Origin of the sequence: Acinetobacter wuhouensis, from assembly GCF_001696605.3 — a bacterium.
Classification (GTDB): domain Bacteria; phylum Pseudomonadota; class Gammaproteobacteria; order Pseudomonadales; family Moraxellaceae; genus Acinetobacter; species Acinetobacter wuhouensis.
In genome coordinates this window covers 1998897-2023419 of record NZ_CP031716.1, presented here as the reverse complement: position 1 = coordinate 2023419, position 24523 = coordinate 1998897, and the positions used below count along the sequence as shown (strand labels likewise).

Sequence of the window (24523 nt, the reverse complement as noted above, 5' to 3'; positions counted from 1 at the left end):
CTCATCATGGCTAAAAAGATTTCAGAATTACCAGCAGCTACAACACCGTTGGACGGAACTGAGCTTATCGAGGTTGTTCAGGGCGGCGTAAGTAAACAAGTTGCTTCAAATAACCTTGGCGGTGGAGGGTCGTCTAGCGGAACTATAAACAGCAACTTAAATATTGAAGGTGTTGCCAGGCGTATTCTATCAAGGTTTTCTGGTTCTCCAATTTCAGATAGAACACTTTTTCAAACAATTGATGATGACAGTCAAACATCTGTAGGCGCTATACCATCTGGCACATCTAATATAAGTACCTTTACTGCATTTAGTTCATCTGATCCTAATAACTCAAACTATATGCAGATTTCAGTAGTTGGCAGTCAGTGCAGGCTTAACGCAAGTAGTGCTGGTACAGGACAAGCTGTAAATATGTCTTTCATTCTAAATGATTCCGAGGTTATGACGCTTGGTAAGGATGCAAAATTAAACCTGACAAATGTTGGAGATCTGAGCAAGCAAGCAGATATTACAGCCACAACATACGGTATAAATGGCGGTGGAATACTACATGGTAGATACGCAAGAGGTACACCAGCTGCACCAACAGGTGTTTTAAAAGGTGATATATTTTCAGGTGTTGGTGGTCGAGCCTACCATTCTGGTGGAGACTTTCAGGCTTCATCTCCTGTTTCTATCCACTGGGTTGCAGCAGAAAATCAAACACCGACTAATTATGGTTCTTATTTAAGATTCCTTACAACACCAAAAGGCTCAAATGTTCGTCAAGAACGAGTTATAATGCCACATCATGGCGGTATATTTGTACATTCTGCAAGTGGCACTTGGGATGCTTCTAATGACTTGCATACAAGTCCAATTTCCAATATTAATGACGCTGCATTGACTGTAAGTTCGTCTGGTGGTGTGCAATCAAACATTAATGTTGTTAATTATGGTGCTTCTGCATCTGCTGGTATTCGTTGTGCAACTACTGGTGGTAGTGTTGAATCCCCATCAGCAACACCAGCTAATACTATGATTGGTTTTATTACTGGTCAAGGGTACTCTACATCCGGTTGGGCTTCTGGTGCAAAAGCTATAATGTCTTTCCATTCCAATACAGTATGGAGTGATACAAATCAAAGTACATATATTGGGTTTGGAACAACAGCAGTAAACTCTGTAATAAGACAAGAAAGATTACGAATAAAGTCTTCTGGTCAGGTTAATTATGTACCACTAGCTTCAGCTCCAACAGTTGATGTTAGTGAGGGTGATGTCTATTTTGATTCAACTTTAAAAAAATTACGGTGCTATGACGGCACATCATGGATTAATTTACACTAACTAATGCGCCCAATAAGGTGCTTTTTTATTGCCAAAATTTAGGGGGCGCAAGTGAATGAACCAAGTGCATCACTTTGGAAAAAATTAAATGAAGTGACAGATAAATTGCAAAAAGTATCTGAACAACTCATTGAATCAAATGCAATTAATAAAGGGTATCACCAAGCACTTGATCAGCAACGAGTCAAAATTGAAGCGCTTGAACAGCAAAACCATCAAGCTCAAGGCGCTATCGGTTTATTGAAGTGGGGGGCAGCGATATTGCTCGGTATAGCTGTTTCGGGTGGCACATGGACCATTAATACAATCAATCAACTTAAGCAAGACACGGCAATTATTCAGAGCCATAGAGAGGATCGTAAATGAAATTAATTTATAACTGGAAACAGGCTTGGAAACTCAAGTCAGTACAAGTAGGCGCATTAAGCGCCATTTTTTTTGTCTTGAGTTTATTCTCTGAGCACTTTTTAACATTCTGGAATTTGATTCCTCAGGATGTGAAAAATTCAATTCCTGAGCAATGGAAAGAATACGTTGGTGCATTTGTTGGTGTGGCTATGATCTTAGCTCGCTTAAAAGCACAACCTGAATTTCATATTCAACAGTTTGCTAAAATTCAACAAGTGATAAGCAAGGCTGGTATTGATCGAATCTGTGGGTATGAGGGCTTTGAAAATGAAGCTTATCCCGATAGCGGAGGCGTTTGGACGATCGGTTTTGGAACAATCAAATACCCGAATGGGGTGCGGGTTAAAAAAGGTGATAAATGTACGCTTGAGCAAGCCAAAGCATATATGGCATATGATTTAAAATCATTTGAAAATGCTGTCAATAAAGTCAAAGTTCAGCTTAATCAAAATCAGTTCGATGCATTGGTTTCATTGACTTACAACATTGGTGTAAGTGCTTTTCTAAATTCTACATTGCTTAAAAAACTGAATGCAGGCGATTATAAAGGTGCCGCCGAACAATTCCCGCGCTGGAATAAAGTGAAAGGTAAAGTGGTGAATGGTCTTACAAATCGTCGTTTAAGTGAAAAGAAATTGTTTGAAAAAGCCCTCTAGAGGGCTTTGTTGCTAAAGTAGAAATCTGTCAACCAAGATTTATTACTTAATCTTGGATTTGTCAATCAATCACACCCGCTTTAACTTAGTCGGAAATTAGATATAAAAACCTTAACCCCCAACTACCACTTAAATGCTATGTGGCTGACTAAACCAAACCTAACCTTTCCACCCATCCACAATATCAGCCCATTGTTGCAACATATCTCTACGTTGTTCCATGTATTTAGCATGGTTATATGATGCTCTTGTTTTATTCTGGTCTGCATGAGCTAGTTGTTTTTCAATCCAATTTTCATCAAAATCTTTTTCATTTAAAATCGTTGATGCTGTAGCCCTAAAATCATGGGCTGTAACAGTTTTAAGCCCCATATTCTTAAGAGCAACATTGATTGTTGAATTACCAATCTCACCATCACTATGGCCGTAAATGCTAGGGAATACATATTCTTTGTTGCCAGATTCCACATATTGCATTTTTAACAAATCAAATAATTGATCTGACATTGGCACAAGGTGCAATCGATTTTTCTTTGTTGTTCGTTCTTGGTTGTTGCTTTTGGTTGAAATTGGGAAATTTATAATTTTTTGATCGAAGTCAATATAACTCCATTTCATGCGACGAATCTCAATTGAGCGTAACATTGTATAAGCCATGGTTAGCAGTGCATTTCTAACAGTATTTGAGCCTTTAAATGTATCCAAGCCAGATCTAAAAAGCTTTTGCTCTTGATTTGTTAAAGGTCTAGCATGTTCAATCTCTGGGCGAACAATAGCACCTCGCACAGCATATGTCGGGTCAACATCTGCTCTTAGTGTTGCGATAGCGTAGCGCATTACGGCACCAATAAATTTCTGATTATTTAATGCAGTAACTTCACCACTTCCTCTTTTTCCAGTTTCCCTAACACGTTTAACCGTGGATTTAACGATATGCAAGATATCAGCGGAAGTTATATCCCTTACATTCTTGTCACCAATAACAGGGAAGACATCAAGTTCCAAGGCTTTTCTAAATTTGCTGATATAGCCACTTGACCTATCAATTAAAATTTCTGCAATATACTCATTAGCAACTAATTCAAATGTGTTTACACTTAGATATTGAGCTTCGATTTTTTCTTGCTTTCGATTTTGAGATGGATTAATGCCTTTATCAAGAAGCAATCTAGCTTGATCACGAGCTTTTCTAGCATCAGCCAGACCTACAAGAGGGTATTCACCAAGACTTAACATCGAGGCTTTATCATTAAACCGATAGCGGTAACGCCATAATTTGGTTCCACTAGGTCGAATCTCAATGCAGAGTCCATTATGATCAGCTACTCTATAAGCTTTGTCACGAGGTTTAAGGCTTTTAATTTTAGTATCAGTCAGCATGTGTGAGTAACTTTAAAAAAAGAATGATTAATTGGAGTGGTACTCACAATTGTACTCACAAATAATGATTTTGCATAATTTGCTTATATTTGTTTTAATTTGACAAGTTTATGATTCTAAAAGTTATATAGGTTTTATAAATTTCGCTAGATTTGTAAAGATTTTAAAAGTAATGTTTTCTGACGATAAAAATTATTTTGTTGCGGTATTACCTGTTAATCATCAGTTGAATTTAAAGAAAGTTGCCAGTGCTTTTGGTTGTAAAAAATTGCACATGGCAGATCCTAAAGATGCTGAGCGTTTAACAGGTTATTTAGTCGGTGGTATTAGTCCAGTAGGACAGAAAAAGCGTTTAAAAACGGTGATCGATGCAACTGCTGAATCCTTAGCTAAAATCTATGTCAGTGGTGGTAAGCGTGGCTTGGATATTGGGCTAAAACCACAAGATTTGGCAAAAGTTTTAGGTGCAAGTTTTGTTGATGTTTTGGATATTTAATAATCATTTAAGATTCAATAATATTTTCGACAAGAATATTTGAACCAAATTTTCCCGATCTATATTCAATCATTTTTATATCGCCTATCTTTACCTTTTCATATAATTGTTTCTCAGCAAAGAAAACGCCTGATTTTCCATTTGAAATTTCAAAAGTTAAGCGGTACTTTGCTGGTGATGTCACATTGGCAGCAGGTGCTTTGAATTCTGGAATATAGTACTTGTCTTTGATCTTTGCAGAATCAACTTCTAAAATACTTTCAGAAAAATTGATCTTTTGATAAATGTAATAAAAAATGAGATAGAGAATCATTAATTGGGTTATAAAGTATCCGATTCCAACTAATTTAACGATGAAAGATCCTTCAGAGATCATATCGTATGAGCCGAGGATTAAGAAGTGAAAGAAATCTGGCATGTAAGTTCTCTATATTTATTTATGTTCATTAAGCATTTTATTTTCAATTGATTCTCTTAAAAATAAAGGTTTTGAATAGTTTTCAGGGAGATAAGTGATGACCATATGGTTATCAAGGTCAATACCATAGCACTTTTGATTACCACATAGTATTGGTTGAGTTCTGAGTAAGTTATTATTTAATGAAACATAACCTTCTCTATATGAACATTCAGTGCTTTCAGAAATTTGTTTGTATTCTGATAAAAGATCCTTTTTACCTTTATTGTAATAATGCATGATCAAAAAAATAGTAAATATAAAAATTATTGAATATGTTAAGAGTAGTCCTAAAAATGTGTTGAAAAATCGACTTATGCTGAATAGCCATTGTGGGACATTAAATTTCAGTTGATAAAAAATAGCCTCTAATCTATAGCTTTCATTTTTACGTTCCGACGGATGGATAGCAAATATATGGAATATTAAAGCTATTACTAAAAAAAGTATCAAAATAATAACTGCCCACGCAATTTTATTAAAAGTTTCTAGAAATAAAACTGAGGTATTCAAATAACCTAGAAGTGACACTTCACTATAGTTAAGCCCTAAAGAAGCAATCTGAACTTCTAGTGGTTCGCATAAACCAGAAAAATACGCAAATTGACAAGCAAAAATTAGAGCGGGTAAATATATTAAGAAAAATGAGAGTCTTTTTAAAAAGTTTTCCATATCTAAGCAATCTTAAAAAAGATATTCAAATTATGTTGAAATATTAAAAGAATTTTAAGTAATTTTTTGATTTTACGATAGTTGATTCATTATTTCGCAACTCAGAATAAATTGGTTTAGCAAAGATATTTCAAAAAAAATGAATAATTAGATGAAATCTACCAATGATAAATGAGAATATTATCATTTATAACTATGACAATTTTAGTGATAAAAATATTAGAAAAAATAAATATAAATTTTAATTTTTTTAAATTCATTTAGTTAATCACAAGAAAACAGAAATGATACAAACTTGCGTTTAAAAATGAGAATCATTAGCATTATTGATGTGTTTTAGAGCACATTTGAGAAAAATCATAAATTAATTTGAAACTTTTTAGTGCAGTAAAAAGTCTTGTACAGAGGAATCTGGTCAGATGAAAGAGCTTGCCAGCCGTTTGGCGATGCAGCACCTAATCAATGCATATTCACAAGAAACAGGTTGTGGAATTTTGCTTGAAAAATATCAACAAAATTCAACCCAATTGACGTTTAGCCAAGGCATGACGTTATTAATGATCCCTTTGGATTCAATCCAATCTCAATTATATGTCCCGTTGTCTTATAGCAGTTTAGTTGGACGACACCGTATCGCGAAACTGCCACAGATCCTAAACAAAGGGCAGGTACAAAAATACAGCCACATCGCAATAGTCGCATTACTTTTAGACGAATTAGTACAAAATTCAGAAGTTACATTAGACGCATCATCACTTGTTGAAAAGTGGATACAAAGTCGTGACGCATTAACAGCATTTTTAACACATCGTGAACATGATTTTGATTCACTCATTCAAGCCAAACAAGATTTTATTTACACAGAACAAGCCTTAATTTTAGGGCACAGTATGCACCCAGCGCCAAAGAGTAGATTAGGTTTTATTCATGAAGATTGGCTGAAATATTCACCAGAAAATAAAGGTATAACACAACTGTATTTCTGGTTGGTTGATCAAGAATATTTTGCAGAAGGTTCTGCTGAAGAAACGCAAATTTCGAAACAACTCAAGCAAGAAATTCGTTGGTATTTGAATGAAGTAGAATTAGAGCAACTACGAACCTATTCAAATTATCAATTACTCACATTTCATCCTTGGCAAGCACGCTATTTACAAAGTAAAGATTGGTATAAAGCACTTAAAACCAAGAACAAAATCATCGATTTCGGTGAGAAAGCATGGCAATTTTCACCAACGACATCGGTGCGAACTTTAGCAAGTTATCAAGCGCCGTGGATGGTAAAACCATCATTATCCGTGATGATTACCAATTCTATACGAGTTAATTTAGCCAAGGAGTGTCATCGTGGTGAAATGACACATCGTTTGTGGAATGGTCGATTCGGTAAGAACATTCTAAAACATTGTCCAACGTTAAAAGCCGTCAATGATCCTGCTTGGACAGCATTAACAATAGATGGAAAGATTATCAATGAAACCATCTGTATTTTTCGAGATCAGCCATTTGACAAACAACAGCAAGTGACTTGTATTGCCTCACTGTGCCAAGACCATCCAAGTCAGGATCTAAATCGTTTTGATCATTTATTTGAAAATATCGCACATGCTCAACCTGAATTGAGCTTAGAACAGATTGCATTGAATTGGTTTAAACAATTTTTAGGAATCAGCTTAGTACCAATGATGTATCTGTATCATCGCTACGGTATGGCGTTTGAGTCTCATCAGCAAAATGTTTTAGTTGAGTTGGAACATAATCAGCCAAAGAATTTATGGTTACGTGATAATCAAGGCTTTTACTATATAGAAGAATATGCCACAGAAATTTTAAAAGAATTTCCTGAACTTGATGTTAAAGCGCATGCAGTGGGTTCGAAAGCCTTTGTTGATGAGCGTTTTAGTTATTATTTCTTTGGCAATACTTTATTTGGCATTATCAATGCGATCGGTGCAACAGGTACTGTTCACGAACAACAGTTACTCGATATTTTGCGTGATCAAATTACTGATTTATTAGAACAATATCCTGAAAGTAGCTTGTTAAGCAGTTTATTGTATCAACCGACATTGCCCTATAAAGGTAATTTACTTACTCGTTTGTATGAATTAGATGAACTTACTGCACCTGTAGAACAACAGTCTATTTATATCCAGCTTCCGAATCCTTTATTTCAAATGGTTCAAACTGAAAAGGATGCTGTATATGCTTGATTTTATAGGTGTAGGTCTAGGGCCATTTAATTTAAGTTTAGCGAGTTTGTTACATCATAAGTCAGATTTAGACTATCTATTTTTTGAGAAAAAAGCACAATTCGACTGGCATGCAGGGATGCAACTTCCACATACCGTTTTGCAAGTGCCGTTCATGGCAGATTTGGTGTCAATGGTTGATCCAACCAGTCCCTTTAGTTTTCTGAATTATCTCAAAGCACAACAACGGTTATACAAGTTTTATTTTCTAGAACAGACACATATTCCTCGTCGTGAATATAATCATTATTGTCAATGGGTTGCCGATCAAATTGAGCAAATTGAATATTTGTCGACAGTGATTTCGATTCAGCCCGTTGAAAATGGTTTTGCAGTTTGTGTGGTTCAAGATGGTACAGAAAATCAATATTTATGCCGTAATCTTGTATTGGGTGTCGGCAATATTCCTTATCTGCCCAAGTGTTTACAAAGTTTGATAAAAGCTCATCCTGAGCGATGTATCCATTCTTCACAGTATTTAGATGATTCTCATCGAGCCTTAAAAGGCAATATTGTGGTACTTGGGTCTGGACAATCCGCAGCGGAAGTTTTTTTAGATTTATTCGATCAACAATATGACTATGATCGTCAGCAGAAAGCACAATTCAATCTGCATTGGCTCACCCGTGCCAGTGGTTTTTTCCCAATGGAATATGCACCTTTAGGATTGGAGCATTTTAGCCCTGACTATTTACGACACTTTTATCAGTTTGATGAATTAAATAAAGATCTCCAGTTAGGCAAACAATCGTTGTTATATAAAGGGATTAGTGCGCAAACCATTCATGAGATTTATCAAAAGCTGTATCACCGTAGTATCGGTGGGCAACCATCATCTACGCATCTACATAGCCAAGCGAATCTCATAGATGCCACTTTTACGGGTTTAGATCAGGTCAAGTTGGTGTTTCAAGACCGTGTGACTTTAAAACAATTTTCAATAGATGCTGATTTTGTCGTCAGTGCGACAGGCTATCACACCCCTGAATTTGAGTTTTTGAAACAACTCAAAACGCATATTCAAGCCAATGCGCAAGGGCGTTGGCAGATCAGTGAAGACTACCGTGTGGTACATGATGCAGTCGGTGAAATATTTGTACAAAACATGGAAATGCATACTCATGGTGTTGGTGTGCCTGATCTAGGTTTAGGAGCGCATCGTGCAGCGACGATCGCCAATCAATTGCTCGGTTATACGCAATATGATTTAGGCAATACAGCACAATGTTTCCAACACTTTAATCCATTCCAAAATCCTGAAGTCAATGCTTATCAAGCAAAGTCTATTTCACAGTTAAGCATGGCTCAGACCAATCAAGCTTTTCAGCAAGTCAAAAACCAACAGCCTCATTCCAAAGAGATCAAACATACAACACACCCATTTTTTGAGAAGAACAGAATATGACATTTGCTAAATTACAAATTACGCAAAAACAGTGGCGTAGTGCAGGGCAACGTTTAATTGAAATGGCGATTGCAGAGTTCTTATATGAAGAAATTATTCAGGTTGAGCATTTAACTGAAAATGCATTTCAATTGACACTGGCTGAATGTACTTATCAATTCAAAGCTAAACAGTATCTATTGGGGCATTGGCTGATCGAAGAAGGTTCAGTTCGAGAATCAAGGGATTTGGAAAATCCTGCTTGGAATTTACATCAATTTATTGCTGCTTTTTCCAAACAAGCTGAAGTGAAACCTTTTACTAAAGCTTATTTAATCAAAGAAATGAACAATACGTGGCTCGCAGAAGCACATGTATTTGATGAAAATCGATTCACGAGTCATGCAGTCCTGACTGAACCGCATCATCGTATTGAAGGAATGTTACGTGGTCATCCTTGGTTGATTATGAGTAAGGGGCGGATGGGCTTTGGCTATGATGACTATCTCAGTTCAGCACCAGAGCTTTCTCCAAACGTTAAAGTTTTATGGTTAGCAGTTCATCAAGATTTAGCCGAGTTTCGTTCGACCACTGAGTGGCAAGCGGGTGAACTTTATCAACATGAATTTGATCAAGAGGAGTTGCTCAAGTTCCGTGAAAAAATGCAAACTTTAGCGCTTAACCCTGAAAATTATTATTTAATTCCAGTCCATGCGTGGCAATGGCACCAATGGATTGTTCCTACATACAGCAATGAAATTGTGGATCAAAGAATTGTTGAGTTAGATATTGGGCAAGATGATTATGTGCCAATGCAGTCAATTCGCACATTATGCAATACAACGAACTCACAACGTCATTACATTAAGTTGCCTGTCAGCATTTTTAATACAGCAGTTTATCGTGGCTTACCCTCTAAACGTAACTTAGCTGCACCTGCTGTTACGGGATGGCTCAAAAATATTCTCAAAAATGATACCGATTTACAAAAAACAGGTGTGGTATTCCTTGGCGAAGTTGCGACTTTAACTATTCAACAACCGTGCTATGACCAAATAGATGGTGCGCCGTATCAGTTTAAAGAGTTATTCGGTTGTTTGTGGCGAGAAAGTGTTGATCCTTATTTAAAACAAGGTCAACAGGTATTTTCACAAGCAGGGCTTTTACATCGAGATATTCTAGGACAATCCATCCTTGATGTTTTAATTCAAGCTTCTGGTTTATCTCCTTTGGCATGGTTAAAAAAGTTTGTTGAAGTGAGTGTTACACCTTTACTTATTTGCCTTTATAAATATGGACTTGCATTCTCACCGCACGGTGAAAATACCATGTTGATTCATGAAGATGGTGTTCCGAAAGCGATGGTGCTGAAAGATTTCATAGACGATGTAAATTTAGTTGATGAGGATTTTCCTGAACTCCACGATTTACCCGAAGAAGGCAAAATTCTTCTTCGTCATTCAGCACAAGAACTCAGCCATTTTATCTTCACTGGTTTGTTTATGGTGCATTACCGTTATATCTGTAATGTATTTCTGCAAGATTATCCGCAACATTCAGAACTAGAGTTTTGGCAAACTGTTTCAAATGTCATCGCCGAATTTCATGAGCAACATCCTGAACTGGCAGAGAGAATTGCCAAATTTACGATGTTTAGAAATGAATACGACAAAATTTGTCTGAATCGTGTTCGCCTATTCACCACCAGTTATAACGATGAAGCCGAGCGTCCAGTCCCAGTCTTTTTAGATCCGATCGCAAATCCTGTGAGTCCCAATACGCTTAAAAATTGGGAAAGTTTAAATAAAACACAATCTTCTCCTATACAAACATCAGCAAAGCGCCAAACAGAACTGAGCTAATCATCAATATTGAATAACAACCGATTTAAGTAAGTGATTTAAATAAATTCTAGATTGAAATAAGGACAGATGATGAAAACATTATCACAGCAACTGCCAGATTTTTATGAATACTATGAGAATGAGACGCAATTCTACTTGCGGCAAATGCAATATCCTGAAGACATGGCAATGGTACATCGTTGGATGCATGAACCCCATGTGATTCCACAATGGCAATTAAACAAATCTGAAACTGATTTGAAAGTCTACTACGAAAAAATGCTTTCAGATGATCATCATCGTATTTTGATTGTCGGTGTAGATGGTCAAGATGTGGGATATACCGAAATTTATGAGGGCAAGCGTGATCGTTTAGGACGCTATTATGATGGGCATGAATTAGATCTAGGTTGGCATTTACTTTTTGGGGAAAAATCAGCTTTTGGCAAAGGTTATCTTCGTGCTGTGATGCGCTTATTAAGTTTCTATATTTTTGAAAATGCAGGGTCTCTCAAAATCGTGGGCGAGCCTGATTCTAAAGTAAAACCTTATGCTGCTGTGGTTGAAGAACTTTGCTATGAAGCACAGGGCATTATCCCGATGCCTGAAAAAGATGCCATGCTCTATTACTGCTTCCGAGATACTTTTTATAGCAAATTTGGTCACTATTTAATTGAATCTACAAAATATTTAGACACAGTTCAAAAAGGTGGCGCTAAAAAAACTCAACATGAACGTGATACTACGAAGCAGGTTGAAACAAGTTTATGAGCTATCGTTCAACCCATATTCAAATCATCGACATGCATTTTTCAGGAAATGTATCTGTCGAGGAATTTCAACTGTGGCTCACTCAAGTCGAAACATTGATTGTACAAAAACAAGATTTTGTTTTAGTGATGCAAACGGATGTTGAAACAACATTTCCTGAACAATATCGAGCATTGCAAGCAGCGTGGTATAAGAAATTTAAAAGCGATTTTTTTAAATATTGCATTGGTTTAGTCCGTTTAGCGCAAGATAAAGCAGATCGTGAACGCTTAAATACTCCTGCATTACATGCTGCTTGGCGTGTTCCTTATTATGTCACTTTAGATCACGCAGATGCTTTGCAATGGGCAATGGGGCGATGGTCATGCAAAAAATAAATTCGAATCGTACGGCTATTTCAGTCACCCAACTTTCAAGAATGAGCCTGACGGTTGTCATCATTCTTTATTTGGCACATGCCTTACCATTGTATTTTTATAATGTGGCTTTACCCGCGATTCTAAGACATCAAGGTGTGGATCTCCGTTGGATTGGGATGTTGTCACTGCTTTATATTCCTTGGGCATTTAAATTCTTTTGGGCGCCACTGATTGATCGTTTTTATCTTAAAAAATTAGGTAAGCGCAAAACATGGTTGTTGTTCACTCAAATTGCTTTAGTGATCGGTGTTTTAGCACTGGCATTTACCCAATTCTCCTATGGTTTCACCGTTTTCATTGTGATTGGGTTATGGATTTCTACTTTTGCTGCCACACAAGATATTGCCATTGATGGTTATACCATCGAAGCTTTTTCCGAGTCTGATTATCGTTTGGGGAGTATGGCGCAAAGTATCGGTGTAGCTTTAGGAAGCATGGTTGGTGGTGCCGTGACTTTGTGGTTATACCAATATTATGGCTGGAAAATTGCGCTGACTTGTCTCGCCACGATGACAGCTTTGACCATGTTGGCAGTATTTAAGATTCAAGAAAAAACAGATGCTCAAATAGCCAAAACAGCACCGAGTTTAATCCGAGCATTTAAACGACCTGAAATTCGATGGGCATTATTGCTGATTATTTGTTACCGCTTTGTTGAAGCACCTGCAATGGCAATGCTCAATCCAATGTTGATTGATCAAAAATGGTCACTGTCACAGATTGGCGTATTGATGTCAGTTGTTGGAGCGGGTGTAGGTTTACTGGCAGCGGTATCTGCCGCATTTCTCCTTAAAAAACTCAAAGCAACACAATTACTGGTCTGGGCTGGTTGGTGTAGAACTGTGGTTTATGGGTTACTGGGCATGGCGATCATCTTTGGATGGCTGAATCAATGGCACTTATTATTGGGCGTCTTTGTTGTTGCATTCCTTGCTATACGCTATATCGCGATGACTTCGCTCTACGCCTATTTCATGCAAAGTAGTTCTAAGGAACAAGCAGGGACGGATTTCACGATCCTTGTTTGCTTTGAATTATTGGTCTATTTCATTGGCGGTGCGACATCAGGCTTTCTAGCGCAATCGTTGGGCTATGGAAAGTTCTATATCGTTCTTGCACTGGTATCTGTACTGAGTGTGGCGCTTTCACAAATCATTATTTTCAAATCACAAAAAACTCTAAATCCATAAATAAATGGGGCATTCGTAATGAAAAAAATATCAATTCAATTCCAAGTAACTTGCTTAAGTTTGGCGATTTGCACACAACTGTATGCTCAGGACTCAACAGCTAATTCAAGTAGTCATACTGAAAGTTCAGTGACTCAACTTGCACCGATTGTGGTGACAGCGACTCGATCTGCACAAAGCATTGCTGATATTGCAGGGACGGTTTACAGCATTGACCGTACACAAATTGAAAAACAAGCCAATGCAGGTAAAAGTACCGCAGATATTTTAGGTTTATTGGTGCCGTCATTAACCCCAAGCAGTGGAACAACCTCGAACTATGGCATGAGCATGCGTGGTCGTGTGGTGCAATATATGATTGATGGTGTACCCCAAACTGGCTATCGCGATGGCTCAAGACAGCTCAATAGTATTAGTCCAACCATGATTGAACGTATCGAGGTGGTGTCAGGAGCAAGTAGCATTTATGGTTCAGGGGCGACAGGTGGGATTATCAATATCATCACCAAGAATGGTGGCGAAGAACCTTTAAGTTTTGAAACTAAACTTGGTGTAACTTCAGGTGATAATTTTAAAAGTGATGCAATGGCGTATGAAGCGTCACAGTCGGTTTCATTCAATCAAGGCGCTTTAAAAGGTTCTTTGGGTGTAGGTTATGCCAAACGTGGTGAAATTCAAGACAGTCATGGTGACCGAATAGGCCCTGAAGTTGCACAAACAGATCGTCAAGATACCGATACGATCGATGTCAATGGTCGTTTAACGTGGAAAATTGCAGATGGTCAGAGCTTAAGTTTTGGAGCGCAGTATTACAATGATGAACAAGACAGTGACTATGGTCCAGATTATGGTAAAAATTTAGCAGTACTATTTGGTGCTGCGCCAAGTCAAAAAGCTGTGAAAGGTTTGCAACTCGATACCCAACCACAAACTGAGCGTTATAGTTTTAACACTCAATATCAAAATGATGATTTCTTCACTCAAATTTTAAATGCAGAAGCGTATTATCGCAATGAACAGGCTCGTTGGTATCCTGCTGTAAACCCAATTGCACATAGTGCATTACCAAAAGATAGTAAGAATAACTACTTGGTATATCAATCTGATACGGATATTGATGTTTGGGGCGCACGTTTAGCACTGCAAAAGGATTTTGATTTACAGGGGCGAAAACTTGGACTGACTTATGGTCTTGATTATGAAAATGAACAAGATCGACAAAATATTCAACGCTATGATTTAGCCACTTTTATGGCAAGTAATGGTCTTAAATTTAAACCGCAACAGCGTTATGGTTTTGGACCCGATGTTGAAACCAGTAAATTTGGAGCGTTTATCCAAAGTCACTATGATTTGACGGATCGTATTGGTTTACAAGCAGGAATACGTCATGAACGAGTAGAGAGTGATGTATCGAGTTCAGTACCTTATACAGAAGCGATCATTGCTCATGATGTTGCCGATTATCAAGCCAAATCTTTAAATGGTGGTACGGTGAAACATGATGCGACATTATTTAATATCGGAGCGGTTTATCATCTGACTGATGCTCAACAAGTCTTTGCCAACTTCTCTCAAGGATCGAATTTACCAGACGTACAGCGTATGTTACGTGATGTTCCTGCAAACTTTGTTGTAAATAGCCAAACCATTGATCCAATTAAAGTGAATAACTATGAGTTGGGTTGGCGTATTCAAACGCCTAAAGGAATTAATGCAGGTTTAACTGCGTTTTATAATGACTCTGATAAAAGTCTGAAATTTGGCGCACCTAATTACACCATTGAAGTCTTAGATACTGATGAACGTGTTTATGGGGCAGAAGCCAATATTGCTTATCCAGTATCACCAAATTGGACAGTCGGCGGTACAGCTGCCTATACTTCAGGACAATATAAAAATAGTCATGGTAAATGGCAAGAACTGGATGCAATTCGTGTAGCGCCGTTAAAAGGGACAGTATATTCAGACTGGCAGTTCAATGATGGTTTAGGGCTTCGTGTTCAAGCGCTTGCTATTGGTGGTACAGATAAAGCACGCCAAGATGCAATCGACAACGGTTCGACACGTCCACCTGCGGAAATCAAAGGTTTTACCACCATGGATGTGATTACCAATGCTAAAGTCGGTTTGGGGACTTTAGGTTTTGGTGTGTATAACGTTTGGAATAAAGATTATAAATCAGTTTATAGCCAAGCCGTGTCAACGGTTTATGGTGCAATCTCAAGTTTACCTGCACAGGGTCGTACTTATGGTCTGACATATACCATGAAGTATTAATTTTCAAAGCCTCTTTCATATTTGGAAGGGGCTTTCTTTTTAAACGCGGTTTTTAACTTTTAAATTTATGTTTAATATTTCTATGTACTGAGATGAAATGAATAAAAATAATGATAAAACACTGTGGATTTTATTATCTGCAAGTCTGGCGAATGGTGTTAGCTTTTCAATGATTTTACCTTTACTTGCCCCACTTATTCGCCAATTACACATGACAGAGTTTCAAGCAGGGCTTTTGGTTTCAGTCAGCGCTTTATTGATGAGTTTGACTGCAATGTGGATTTCAAAAAAAGCGCAGTGGCAAAATCAATTCTATTTGCTCAGTATTGGCTTTATTGGGATGACCATCACGTGGGGATTATTTTCTGCTGTGCTGAGTTATGGTGTTACTTATAGCATCGCGATGAGTCTGCTATTCAGCTTACTTTTAGTGACTCGAGCCAGTACAGGAATTTTTATGGCAATGCCACAAATCGCGCTACAAAGTTTTGTCATGACCTCATGTACTGAGGAGAAACAACGTAGTCAAATGATGGCGAAATTTGGATCATTAAATAGTGTGGGCTTAATTCTTGGTCCATTGGTCACGACTTTATTGATCGGATGGGGGATTCTTGTTCCGATGTGGTTGGCGGTGATAATTTTAGCGCTGATGAGTATTGTCATTGTATGTTTATATCCAAAAGAACAGTTGAATCATCAAGCTAAGATTCATCAAAAACAAGAGACTTATTTACAACAAGAGGGTGATGTCGTTGCAAACTTAAAACAGATTAAGCTTCAACAAGACAGCATAAACAAAGCAATCATTTGGTTAATTCTAGGATTTAGCTTATATATCGCGATTGTGACCTTAAATTTAACTGCTGGATTTTATATTCAGGATAAATTTCAACTGAGTATTCCACAAAGTGCGATTTATTTTTCACAATGTTCACTCATTGTGGGAATCGCATTGGTCATGATGCAAATCGCTATTTCTAAATGGTTAAAATGGTCATTACAACAACTGCTTTTTGTCGGGCTGAGTAGCATGTTGCTTGGTTTAGGAATTTCCATCATCAGTGCCAATATTTTCATTTTTCAAAGTGCTTATATTTTTTATGGAATTGCAGTGGCGTGTTTAATGCCTGCTTTTACCACAGGTGCAGCACAATCTGTCGCATTGAATTTACAAACTAAAATTGCAGCACTTTGCACTATGGTTCAAGGTTTAAGTTTGGTCGTCGCACCATTATTGAGTACAGCTTTATACCAATTCGATATGATTTTTCCTTATTACATGCTGATCGGAATCTTTATTCTATTTTCAGGATATTTCGTCGTATTAAGATTAAAAACTGAAAAGTATGGTTAAGGATTTAAACTGAATAAAATTCAAGATTAATTGCACAACACTCATTCAATTCAAGATCAAAAAAATCTCAATACATGGTTTAATAATGCGATTGAATTCGATGTGAATTTTCAGGTGTTTTTACAACCCAACAGTCTAACAGTTCCAACAGAAGCACATGACTATCCCGAGTGGCACAAAGGGAGAGCGCATTACGCATTGTGGTATTTGGAAATACAAGATCCTGAATTATTAGATTATTTAACTCAACTTCGGAATCAATTTGCGCCGTATTTGTTTCAACCGAATACCCGCCAGTTTCATATCACCTTATATATTTGTGGTTTTTTACTTGAAAATAAAGCTCAAGTACATTTTGACGATGATTTTTCACAGCAACAATTTCAACAGCAAATGGAACGTTTAAAAGTACTTGAACTTAAACCATTCCAATTAAAAGTTGGACGCTTGAATAGTTTCAGTAGTGCCTTATTTTTAGAAATAGAAGATAATGAAAATAGCCTAAGCAAAATTAGAAATTCATTTTCTAAGTCTTCTCAAGAAATTGCTGCACTCAATTATTGCCCACATATTACACTGGGGCTGTATTCACAAGAGTTTGAATCAGATGAAATTTTTAAAATAATTGATTCTATACCACCGAAAACTTTTGAAATCAGTATCGATCAACTCAGTTTTGGTATTTACCAAGCCAACGTTTTACAAGGTCAGTTGATCACCTTACATCAGTTTCCGTTGATTCAACATCATAGGGAAAATTCTCAGGAGATTCATTCATGTTGCAATTAATCTTGGGTGGAGCACGTTCTGGTAAGAGCCGTTTGGCGGAACAGATTGCCAAAGATTCAAAACTCACAGTGACTTATGTTGCGACTGCGCAGATTTGGGATGACGAAATGCGTGATCGAATTGATCATCATCAAGCTCAACGTCCGCAAGAATGGCAACTGATTGAAGAACCACTATATTTAGCAGAATGTTTACAACGCATCGATCAGAATGCACCTGAAACAGGGCAAGTTATTCTAGTGGATTGCTTGACCTTGTGGATGAGTAATTTATTGATGAATGAAGATCAAAATTTACAATTGGCAGAATGTCAGAAGCTGTTAGCTGTTTTGCCAAAATTAAAGTCAGAAATTATTTTAGTCAGCAATGAAACAGGGTTGGGCGTAGTTCCAATGGGTGAAATTACCCGTAAATTTGTCGATGAATCTGGTCGTTTGCACCAACAGCTCGGGCAAATTTCGGACAAAGTCATGTTCTGCGTTGCAGGTTTCCCGATGACCTTAAAAGGTTAATATATCAGGCTTTTCACACGGCTGTTTCAATAAATGTAACATCTATTGTGATCAGCTTTGAACAAATTATTTTTGAAGTAAAAATGAGTAGGAATAGAAAATGAATTGGTGGTTAGATGCATGTCAAGTTCCCAATACTGAAATGCAACAACAGGCTGAACAACGTCAATTACAACTGACGAAACCAACAGGTTCACTTTCTGTTTTGGAAAATGTTGCGGTGCAATTGGCAGGTTTACAGGGCAGAGTAAAGCCAAATGTAGATGCGCCGTGGATCACGATTTTTGCAGGTGATCATGGTGTGATGGCGGAAAATATTTCAGCCTATCCTCAAGCGGTGACTCGGCAAATGCTACAAAACTTTGCCACTGGCGGTGCTTGTATTAGTGTAATTGCCAAAGAGTATCATGCAACGCTTCAAGTGATCGACTGTGGCTCAGTGGGCGAAGCTTATGAATATGTTGGTGTTGAACGTCACTGCATCGCACAAGGTACAGCAAACTTTGCACAACAGGTGGCAATGACTGAAGAACAGTGTATTCAAGCCATGAACCTTGGTCATGATAGTGTAGAAAAAGCCATTGCCAATGGCGCTTCGATTTATATTGCAGGTGAAATGGGCATTGGTAATACCTGTTCTGCATCGGCAGTCGCCTGTTTTCTATTGAATGAGCCTGCTGAAAAATTAACAGGTGTCGGCACAGGGATTCGCGCAGAACAATTGGCACATAAGAAAAATATTATTCAGCAAGCAATTCAACTTCACCAAGACTATGTGGCGGATGATGCTTTTAAAGCCTTATGCGCCGTAGGTGGTTTAGAAATTGCAGCAATGACTGGTGCCTATATTCGCTGTGCTCAACGTGGCTTGCCAATGATCGTCGATGGTTTTATTAGCACTGTTTCGGCATTACTTGCGGTAAAAATAAATCCACAAGTGCGTCAATGGATGCTATTTGGACACCAATCTGCGGAATATGGTCATCAACGCTTGTTGCAAGAATTGGGTGCTGATCCATTATTAAAACTGAATCTACGTCTGGGTGAAGGCAGTGGTGCGGGGGCAGCGCTTGGTGTAATTAAACTGGCGTGTAGTTTGCATAACAACATGGCGACATTTGCAGAAGCAGCGGTGATTGGTGAGAAGGTTTAAAACAATTCACGATTTGCATGTGAACAAAGGTAACTAAATGAAATTGAGGATTGATTTACTTCGTCATGGTGAAACCACGTTAAGTCACACATTACGTGGTTCAACGGATGATGAATTAACCGAATTGGGTTGGCAACAAATGCAACAGACAATTGATCAGCATACGATTGTTGATCATCAATCTTCAATTTATAAACCTTGGAATGTCATATTTACCTCGCCTTTACAACGCTGTTTTAAATTTGCAGAAAAGTTAGCAACTGATTTAGATTTAGGATTGATCACAGATCCTCATTTACAAGAAATGCATTTTGGTGATTGGGAAGGAATTTCTACACAGCAAATCTATGATGAAAATCCTGAATTATTGGCAAATTTTTGGCAATTTCCAACACGATTTACACCACCCAATGCAGAAAAATTGATAGGTTTTCAACAGCGAGTTTTAACGGCTATCACAGATGTTGGTTTGGAAATGCAACAAAAGAATCATCAAAATGCCTTGATTGTGACGCATGGTGGGGTGATTAAACTTTTGAAATGTCTGGCTTTGCAACAACCTTTAGATGATATTTTAAAAATGTCGGCAGAGTTAGGGCAGCTCAATTGTTTTATATTGGACAGTGAAATGATGCAATTGAAATGGATAGAGAATAAAAAATGACACCTTTTTTAATCGCATTGCAGTTTTTAACCACGTTTCCAATTCAACTTAAGGCAATGCCAAGCCCACAACAAAATGCACAATCCTTATTGTTCTATCCGATCATTGGTTTATTGATAGGGCTGATTTTATTTGTAACTGCTTATTTTCTAAATACTTTACCGATTATTTTACTTAGTACATTGATTTTAGTGTTATGGATTTGGTTAACTGGTGGTTTGCATTTAGATGGTTTGGCTGATACTGCGGATGCATGGGTTGGTGGTTTTGGTGACAAAGAACGAACTTTAAGCATCATGAAAGACCCTGCATGTGGTCCGATTGGGGTATTAAGTCTAATCATTCTTTGTTTAATCAAATGGGCAGCACTGTATGTACTTTTAGAGAAAAAATTATATTTGGCTTTAATTTTATTCCCGATTTTAGGGCGTTTAGCACCACTCTTCTTATTCCTTACGACTGAATATGTACGTGCAAAAGGCTTAGGGTATTCTATTGCGCAATATATTCCCAAAACATGGGCAATGATTGTTTTTGCGCTGACACTTTTAGCGACAGGTTATTTTGTCTGGACTGGTTTGGCGACAGCGATTATTTTTATTCTCACTTTAATCTATTTACGCCATAAATTTGTTCAACGAATTGATGGTATTACAGGCGATACAGTGGGAGCGAGTATTGAAATTGTTGAAGCGGTGAGTCTTTTGAGTTTTGTGGTATTGAGTTTTTATCTTTAATGTTTTTATCTTTAATTTTAACTGTGATATTTAGTGCATCGTCTATAAAGATTGCTTTGGGCGTTTTTTCTCATAGATCATCATGGTTAGGGAGAGGCTTTAAGAAAACCTCTCCCTAACCCTCACGTGCGCTTTATTTTAAAGCAGTGCTTTAAAACTTGCTCAGGAAAGGGTACGACCAATATTGATTAAGTCAGACTGAAAAATTACTTTTACAAGCACTCTAATTTTTTAATCAAAATTTCTTTTCTACGGTAAATAGGAAGCTTGGAATCGCATCATTCACACGTGCTTCGTACAAACTACCATCAGACTGATGATTCAAGCGTTCTTTATAATCGGTACTTAAAATATTACGTGCGCTGAACGTTGTAGCCCAACCTTTGTCAAAGCGTTTGGTTGCACTAATATCAACATTGACACGTTCATTACTGGTACGGTCATAAGGCAGATAGTCTAAGGCACGTGTAAATTCTGGGGTATAATTAACATTGATACTGGTCGCAAGACGCCACGGCTGAAAGTTGTAAGAAAGCCCTGTACTTGCGGTATACGGTGCTACATCACTGACTAAGCGTTCATTGTGATCAGCATCTTCAATTTTGGCACGTACTGTAGATACTTGACCTGTTAACATCAGTGAGTGACCTTTTGCCGTTTGTTTTAATGCATAACGTCCTGCAAGCTCTACACCATAGGTTGTGGCTTGATCTTGGTTATAAGGGCGCTCGACATAGCGACCATTTTCAAGGCGAATGACTTTTTCAATATAGTCATCAATATCACGATGATAGGCTGTAATATTTACACCACCAGACTCCATGTTATAGCCTAAAGTAGTTTCAAATGCGGTAATTTTTTCTGGCAAAAGGTTTGGATTACCACCACGATCAGGATTGTTCATTGTTCCTGCATCGGCATCGGTCGATACGGATACCGTTGGCATTAAATTATTGCTATTTGGGCTTTTTACGGCACGACTGATATTGGTTTGTAATGACCATGTATCTGTAAAATCAAAGCGGTGTGCAAGTACAGGGCTAAAATTTTGATCAGTATATTCAACTAAGCCTGAACGATCCAACCACTCTTGACGCGCTCCCAAAGTAATCGTTTGACGTGGTGTGAATTTCCAACTGCCTTCTAAATAAAGCGCATAGCGTTGTTCATCTAGAGTTTCTGCAATATTACTTTCAAGCTCATTAAAACGAGAATCCACGCCAAATTTAACTTGTTTTGTTTCATCAAACTTACGTACACCGTCGTAGGCAAGCCCATATTCTGTTACTGTTTCATCAATATAAGAACTATATTGGCTCGACTTGGTTGACTCAGTTTCATTCTGCTTTTCTACAGTAAAACGGACTTTGTCTGAGTCGCCTTTATCTTTACGCTCATAACGCGTATTCAATCGGATACTGTCATTCTTATCATTTTGAATTTGATTGCCGCTATTGCCATCTGTTTCATTATTACGATAGAAAATTTCAGCCACTAATTTTTGCTGATCATCCAATTGATATTCTACACGTGGTGTAAACATGGTACTGGTACGATCAGTATTACGAGTTTGTTGGCGAATACCATTGGCATTTTCAACCTCAGTCGTTGAGGTTGAGTCATTCCACATTTGATTAGCTGATACGCTATAAATCCATGCACCATCACGTCCATCCGCTTGCACACTGACATTCTTACGTTCTTCTTCTTTTTTATCTGATTCAGTGAGTCCGTAGCCTAATTTTACCGAACCGCTAATTCGTGCATCATCTAATGGTTCTTTTAGGATGATATTAATCACAGCAGAAGAGGCAACTGAAGCTTGCGCAACACTCGGTTGTTTGGTGATTTCGATGCGTTCAATCATTTCTGGGGTGATTGAATCGACGACCGACATGCCACCACGCGGACCACCTTGTACAGGTTCACCATTGATCAGGAAAATTGGCGCACCACCACCACGGAAACGCATACTACCTGAGCCACCACGAGGACCTTGTCCAGGCGTCGGCATTTGGAAACCTGCTGCACGACGTAACGCATCGTTGACTGATTGATCGCCATATTTCAGCATTTCATCACGTGTTACGATAGTTTTTGCAACAGCACTGATATCTGGATCTTTGGGTTGTGCATTCGAACCTGTCACTACGATGGTTTTTAATTGTTGTGGTTGTTCGGCAGTATTATTGGTTGGTTGTTGAGTTTCAGCGATAAGATCTTCAGCAAAACTTGCTGAATTTATCGCAAAGATAGCGATACTTAATGTGTTGAGCGTACCCCAGTAAAGTTTTGTACGGTGCATGTTGCAGAATTCCGTTTATGTAATTTCGCGTAAGGTTAACCGAAAATTGTGGAGAAATATTGTGGAGATCACAAGAAATACTAAATAATTATCAATTGTATTTATATTCTTAATCGGGCGTAAAAAAGCCAATCATTCGAAAATAATTGGCTGAATAAGACGCTGCGATTTTAAAGGGGATTTACCACATTAAATCATCAGGAATGACATAGGCTGCGTATGGATCTTCTTCATCTGTAACTTGTTCATTTTTCTCTGCATTGGTGCTAATGATAAAGCCGGTCATTTTCTCATTGATACGTTCTGCCAAAGCTTTTGGTAAAAATGCATAATGATCACTTTCTTTGGCAATCACTAAGCTACCTGAAACAAGAGCATTATATATTTGCTGATTCAAATAAACTTTTTTAATCGTACCATCAATAAATTGATAAACAACTTCACCATCCGTATCTTTAATTTTATGCTGTGCAATCATTTGAATGATCGATGCTTTTAAGGCTTTTTCATCTAAAACCTTTTGTTTCTCTTGGTTTAACGCTTGATCTTTAGAAATTTTTTCTTGTTTATCTTGCTCAATTTTTGCTTTTAATTCCGCTTCATTACTTTGACCAGTGCGTTGCTCATGTTGAGCCTGTTTTGACAATTTTTTTGCCTTTTTATTGTCAACTAAGCCAGCTTTTAATAACTGTGCTTGCAATGCATTTTTGACCATAACACTTAACCAACTATGAATGATGTTTCGAACCATGCCGAAAATAAATGAACCAATACACCAGACTTAAACTCAAACTTAAGCCTGCGGGAATAAGAAATGCATTCAATTGTAAATAAGGATGAATGATGGTGGCAATCATTCCACCGATAATAAATCCAAAAAGAATAAGCAAATGTAGTATGACACGGCGTTTTTCACTTGAGAATCCTCGGAAATAATAACCCAAAGCCAATCCGAGGTCAGTTAAAACACCTGAAAGATGAGTTGTACGAATAATCGTGCCTTTATAATGGCTAACCATCGCATTTTGCATTCCCATCGCAGCACTTGCCCAAAGTAGGGCATATTTCGGGTAATTGGGAATAAATAACCAGCATAGGAAAATAAAAATGCCGACCAAACTGAGTGGTACGCCATAACGACGCCCAAGCTCAAAATGGCTATTGCCCAAGATAAAACCACTATAACTTGAACCCAGTATATAACTGAGCAGAATCAGCGTTAGATAAATAAGTATATCAAACTGTTGATGAATCAGCGCTTGAGCAAGCAGACTGGCATTCCCCGTCATGTGAGAGATAGACTGATGTAAAACGGTGATTAAACCTAAAACATTAATCATGCCTGCATTGACTGCAAGCATGAAAGCACCAAGTTGAATCCAGACGGGTAAATGTTGTAAAGGCATAGTAACTTCTATTTTTCATATACTTTTGAGACTGTGAATAGAACATTTACTACTCACAG

At 37.7% G+C, this 24523-nt stretch carries 22 protein-coding genes and 2 pseudogenes; 18 read left to right on the top strand and 6 right to left on the bottom strand.

Annotated elements, in window-relative coordinates:
- The first annotated feature begins 6 nt into the window (after positions 1 to 6).
- From BEN71_RS10195 to BEN71_RS10185, 4 genes and pseudogenes are all read left to right on the top strand, one after another.
- Complete coding sequence (locus BEN71_RS10195) at positions 7 to 1332, top strand: hypothetical protein (RefSeq protein WP_068975508.1); 1326 nt, start codon at positions 7 to 9, stop codon at positions 1330 to 1332.
- 51 nt (positions 1333 to 1383) lie between these two features.
- On the top strand, positions 1384 to 1698 hold the full coding sequence (locus tag BEN71_RS10190) for a hypothetical protein (RefSeq protein ID WP_068975507.1): 315 nt from the start codon (positions 1384 to 1386) through the stop codon (positions 1696 to 1698).
- Positions 1695 to 1856, top strand: a pseudogene (locus BEN71_RS19570) (DUF7940 domain-containing protein); the annotation flags it as partial. The gene BEN71_RS10190 and the pseudogene BEN71_RS19570, both read left to right, overlap by 4 nt.
- Before the next feature lie 33 nt (positions 1857 to 1889).
- A complete protein-coding gene (locus tag BEN71_RS10185; RefSeq protein WP_117276795.1) occupies positions 1890 to 2396 on the top strand; it encodes a lysozyme in 507 nt (168 codons plus the stop codon).
- Between the two features lie 159 nt (positions 2397 to 2555).
- Here the strand turns inward: BEN71_RS10185 and BEN71_RS10180 are convergent, their stop codons facing one another.
- Positions 2556 to 3776 carry a tyrosine-type recombinase/integrase gene (locus tag BEN71_RS10180; RefSeq protein WP_068975886.1) on the bottom strand — a complete coding sequence of 407 codons (1221 nt, stop codon included), beginning with the start codon at positions 3774 to 3776 and terminating at the stop codon, positions 2556 to 2558.
- A 169-nt stretch (positions 3777 to 3945) separates the two neighbouring features.
- Between BEN71_RS10180 and BEN71_RS10175 the strand changes: the two are divergent.
- A pseudogene (locus BEN71_RS10175) lies at positions 3946 to 4272 on the top strand (aminoacyl-tRNA deacylase); the annotation flags it as partial.
- A 7-nt stretch (positions 4273 to 4279) separates the two neighbouring features.
- Here BEN71_RS10175 and BEN71_RS10170 read toward each other — a convergent pair.
- Entirely contained in the window at positions 4280 to 4690 is a 411-nt protein-coding gene (locus tag BEN71_RS10170; protein WP_130130704.1) for a hypothetical protein, read from the bottom strand.
- 15 nt (positions 4691 to 4705) lie between these two features.
- A complete protein-coding gene (locus tag BEN71_RS10165; RefSeq protein ID WP_068975888.1) occupies positions 4706 to 5401 on the bottom strand; it encodes a hypothetical protein in 696 nt (231 codons plus the stop codon).
- A gap of 419 nt (positions 5402 to 5820) precedes the next feature.
- Between BEN71_RS10165 and BEN71_RS10160 the strand changes: the two genes are divergently transcribed.
- From BEN71_RS10160 to BEN71_RS10100, 13 genes are all read left to right on the top strand, one after another.
- A complete protein-coding gene (locus BEN71_RS10160; RefSeq protein ID WP_068975889.1) occupies positions 5821 to 7614 on the top strand; it encodes an IucA/IucC family protein in 1794 nt (597 codons plus the stop codon).
- Positions 7607 to 9058 carry a lysine N(6)-hydroxylase/L-ornithine N(5)-oxygenase family protein gene (locus tag BEN71_RS10155; protein WP_068975890.1) on the top strand — a complete coding sequence of 484 codons (1452 nt, stop codon included), beginning with the start codon at positions 7607 to 7609 and terminating at the stop codon, positions 9056 to 9058. Before BEN71_RS10160 ends, BEN71_RS10155 begins: the two co-directional genes overlap by 8 nt.
- Positions 9055 to 10899: an IucA/IucC family protein gene (locus tag BEN71_RS10150; protein ID WP_068975891.1), complete on the top strand. Its 1845-nt coding sequence runs from the start codon at positions 9055 to 9057 to the stop codon at positions 10897 to 10899. The genes BEN71_RS10155 and BEN71_RS10150 overlap by 4 nt, the downstream gene beginning before the upstream one ends.
- 72 nt (positions 10900 to 10971) lie before the next feature.
- A complete protein-coding gene (locus BEN71_RS10145; protein ID WP_068975892.1) occupies positions 10972 to 11652 on the top strand; it encodes a GNAT family N-acetyltransferase in 681 nt (226 codons plus the stop codon).
- Positions 11649 to 12029, top strand: a complete 381-nt coding sequence (locus tag BEN71_RS10140; protein ID WP_068975893.1) for a hypothetical protein — start codon at positions 11649 to 11651, stop codon at positions 12027 to 12029. Before BEN71_RS10145 ends, BEN71_RS10140 begins: the two co-directional genes overlap by 4 nt.
- A complete protein-coding gene (locus BEN71_RS10135; protein ID WP_068975894.1) occupies positions 12017 to 13261 on the top strand; it encodes an MFS transporter in 1245 nt (414 codons plus the stop codon). The genes BEN71_RS10140 and BEN71_RS10135 overlap by 13 nt, the downstream gene beginning before the upstream one ends.
- Before the next feature lie 18 nt (positions 13262 to 13279).
- Complete coding sequence (locus tag BEN71_RS10130) at positions 13280 to 15541, top strand: TonB-dependent receptor (protein ID WP_068975895.1); 2262 nt, start codon at positions 13280 to 13282, stop codon at positions 15539 to 15541.
- Positions 15542 to 15638: 97 nt separating this feature from the next.
- Entirely contained in the window at positions 15639 to 16898 is a 1260-nt protein-coding gene (locus tag BEN71_RS10125) for an MFS transporter (protein WP_068975896.1), read from the top strand.
- A gap of 114 nt (positions 16899 to 17012) precedes the next feature.
- Positions 17013 to 17687 (top strand): 2'-5' RNA ligase family protein, encoded by a 675-nt coding sequence (locus BEN71_RS10120; protein ID WP_068975999.1) that lies wholly within the window; start codon positions 17013 to 17015, stop codon positions 17685 to 17687.
- Positions 17675 to 18199 (top strand): bifunctional adenosylcobinamide kinase/adenosylcobinamide-phosphate guanylyltransferase, encoded by a 525-nt coding sequence (gene cobU / locus BEN71_RS10115; protein WP_068975897.1) that lies wholly within the window; start codon positions 17675 to 17677, stop codon positions 18197 to 18199. The genes BEN71_RS10120 and cobU overlap by 13 nt, the downstream gene beginning before the upstream one ends.
- 100 nt (positions 18200 to 18299) lie before the next feature.
- The gene (gene cobT, locus BEN71_RS10110; RefSeq protein ID WP_068975898.1) at positions 18300 to 19352 is read left to right on the top strand and encodes a nicotinate-nucleotide--dimethylbenzimidazole phosphoribosyltransferase; all 1053 of its coding nucleotides are present in this window, start codon (positions 18300 to 18302) and stop codon (positions 19350 to 19352) included.
- A 37-nt stretch (positions 19353 to 19389) separates the two neighbouring features.
- Positions 19390 to 20016 (top strand): histidine phosphatase family protein, encoded by a 627-nt coding sequence (locus BEN71_RS10105; protein ID WP_068975899.1) that lies wholly within the window; start codon positions 19390 to 19392, stop codon positions 20014 to 20016.
- Complete coding sequence (locus BEN71_RS10100; protein WP_068975900.1) at positions 20013 to 20753, top strand: adenosylcobinamide-GDP ribazoletransferase; 741 nt, start codon at positions 20013 to 20015, stop codon at positions 20751 to 20753. The genes BEN71_RS10105 and BEN71_RS10100 overlap by 4 nt, the downstream gene beginning before the upstream one ends.
- 235 nt (positions 20754 to 20988) lie before the next feature.
- Here the strand turns inward: BEN71_RS10100 and BEN71_RS10095 are convergent, their stop codons facing one another.
- From BEN71_RS10095 to BEN71_RS10085, 3 genes are all read right to left on the bottom strand, one after another.
- Positions 20989 to 23058, bottom strand: a complete 2070-nt coding sequence (locus BEN71_RS10095; protein ID WP_068975901.1) for a TonB-dependent receptor plug domain-containing protein — start codon at positions 23056 to 23058, stop codon at positions 20989 to 20991.
- Between the two features lie 181 nt (positions 23059 to 23239).
- On the bottom strand, positions 23240 to 23773 hold the full coding sequence (locus tag BEN71_RS10090; RefSeq protein WP_068975902.1) for a DUF2058 domain-containing protein: 534 nt from the start codon (positions 23771 to 23773) through the stop codon (positions 23240 to 23242).
- A gap of 13 nt (positions 23774 to 23786) precedes the next feature.
- The gene (locus BEN71_RS10085) at positions 23787 to 24464 is read right to left on the bottom strand and encodes a YoaK family protein (protein WP_068975903.1); all 678 of its coding nucleotides are present in this window, start codon (positions 24462 to 24464) and stop codon (positions 23787 to 23789) included.
- Between the last annotated feature and the right edge of the window lie 59 nt (positions 24465 to 24523).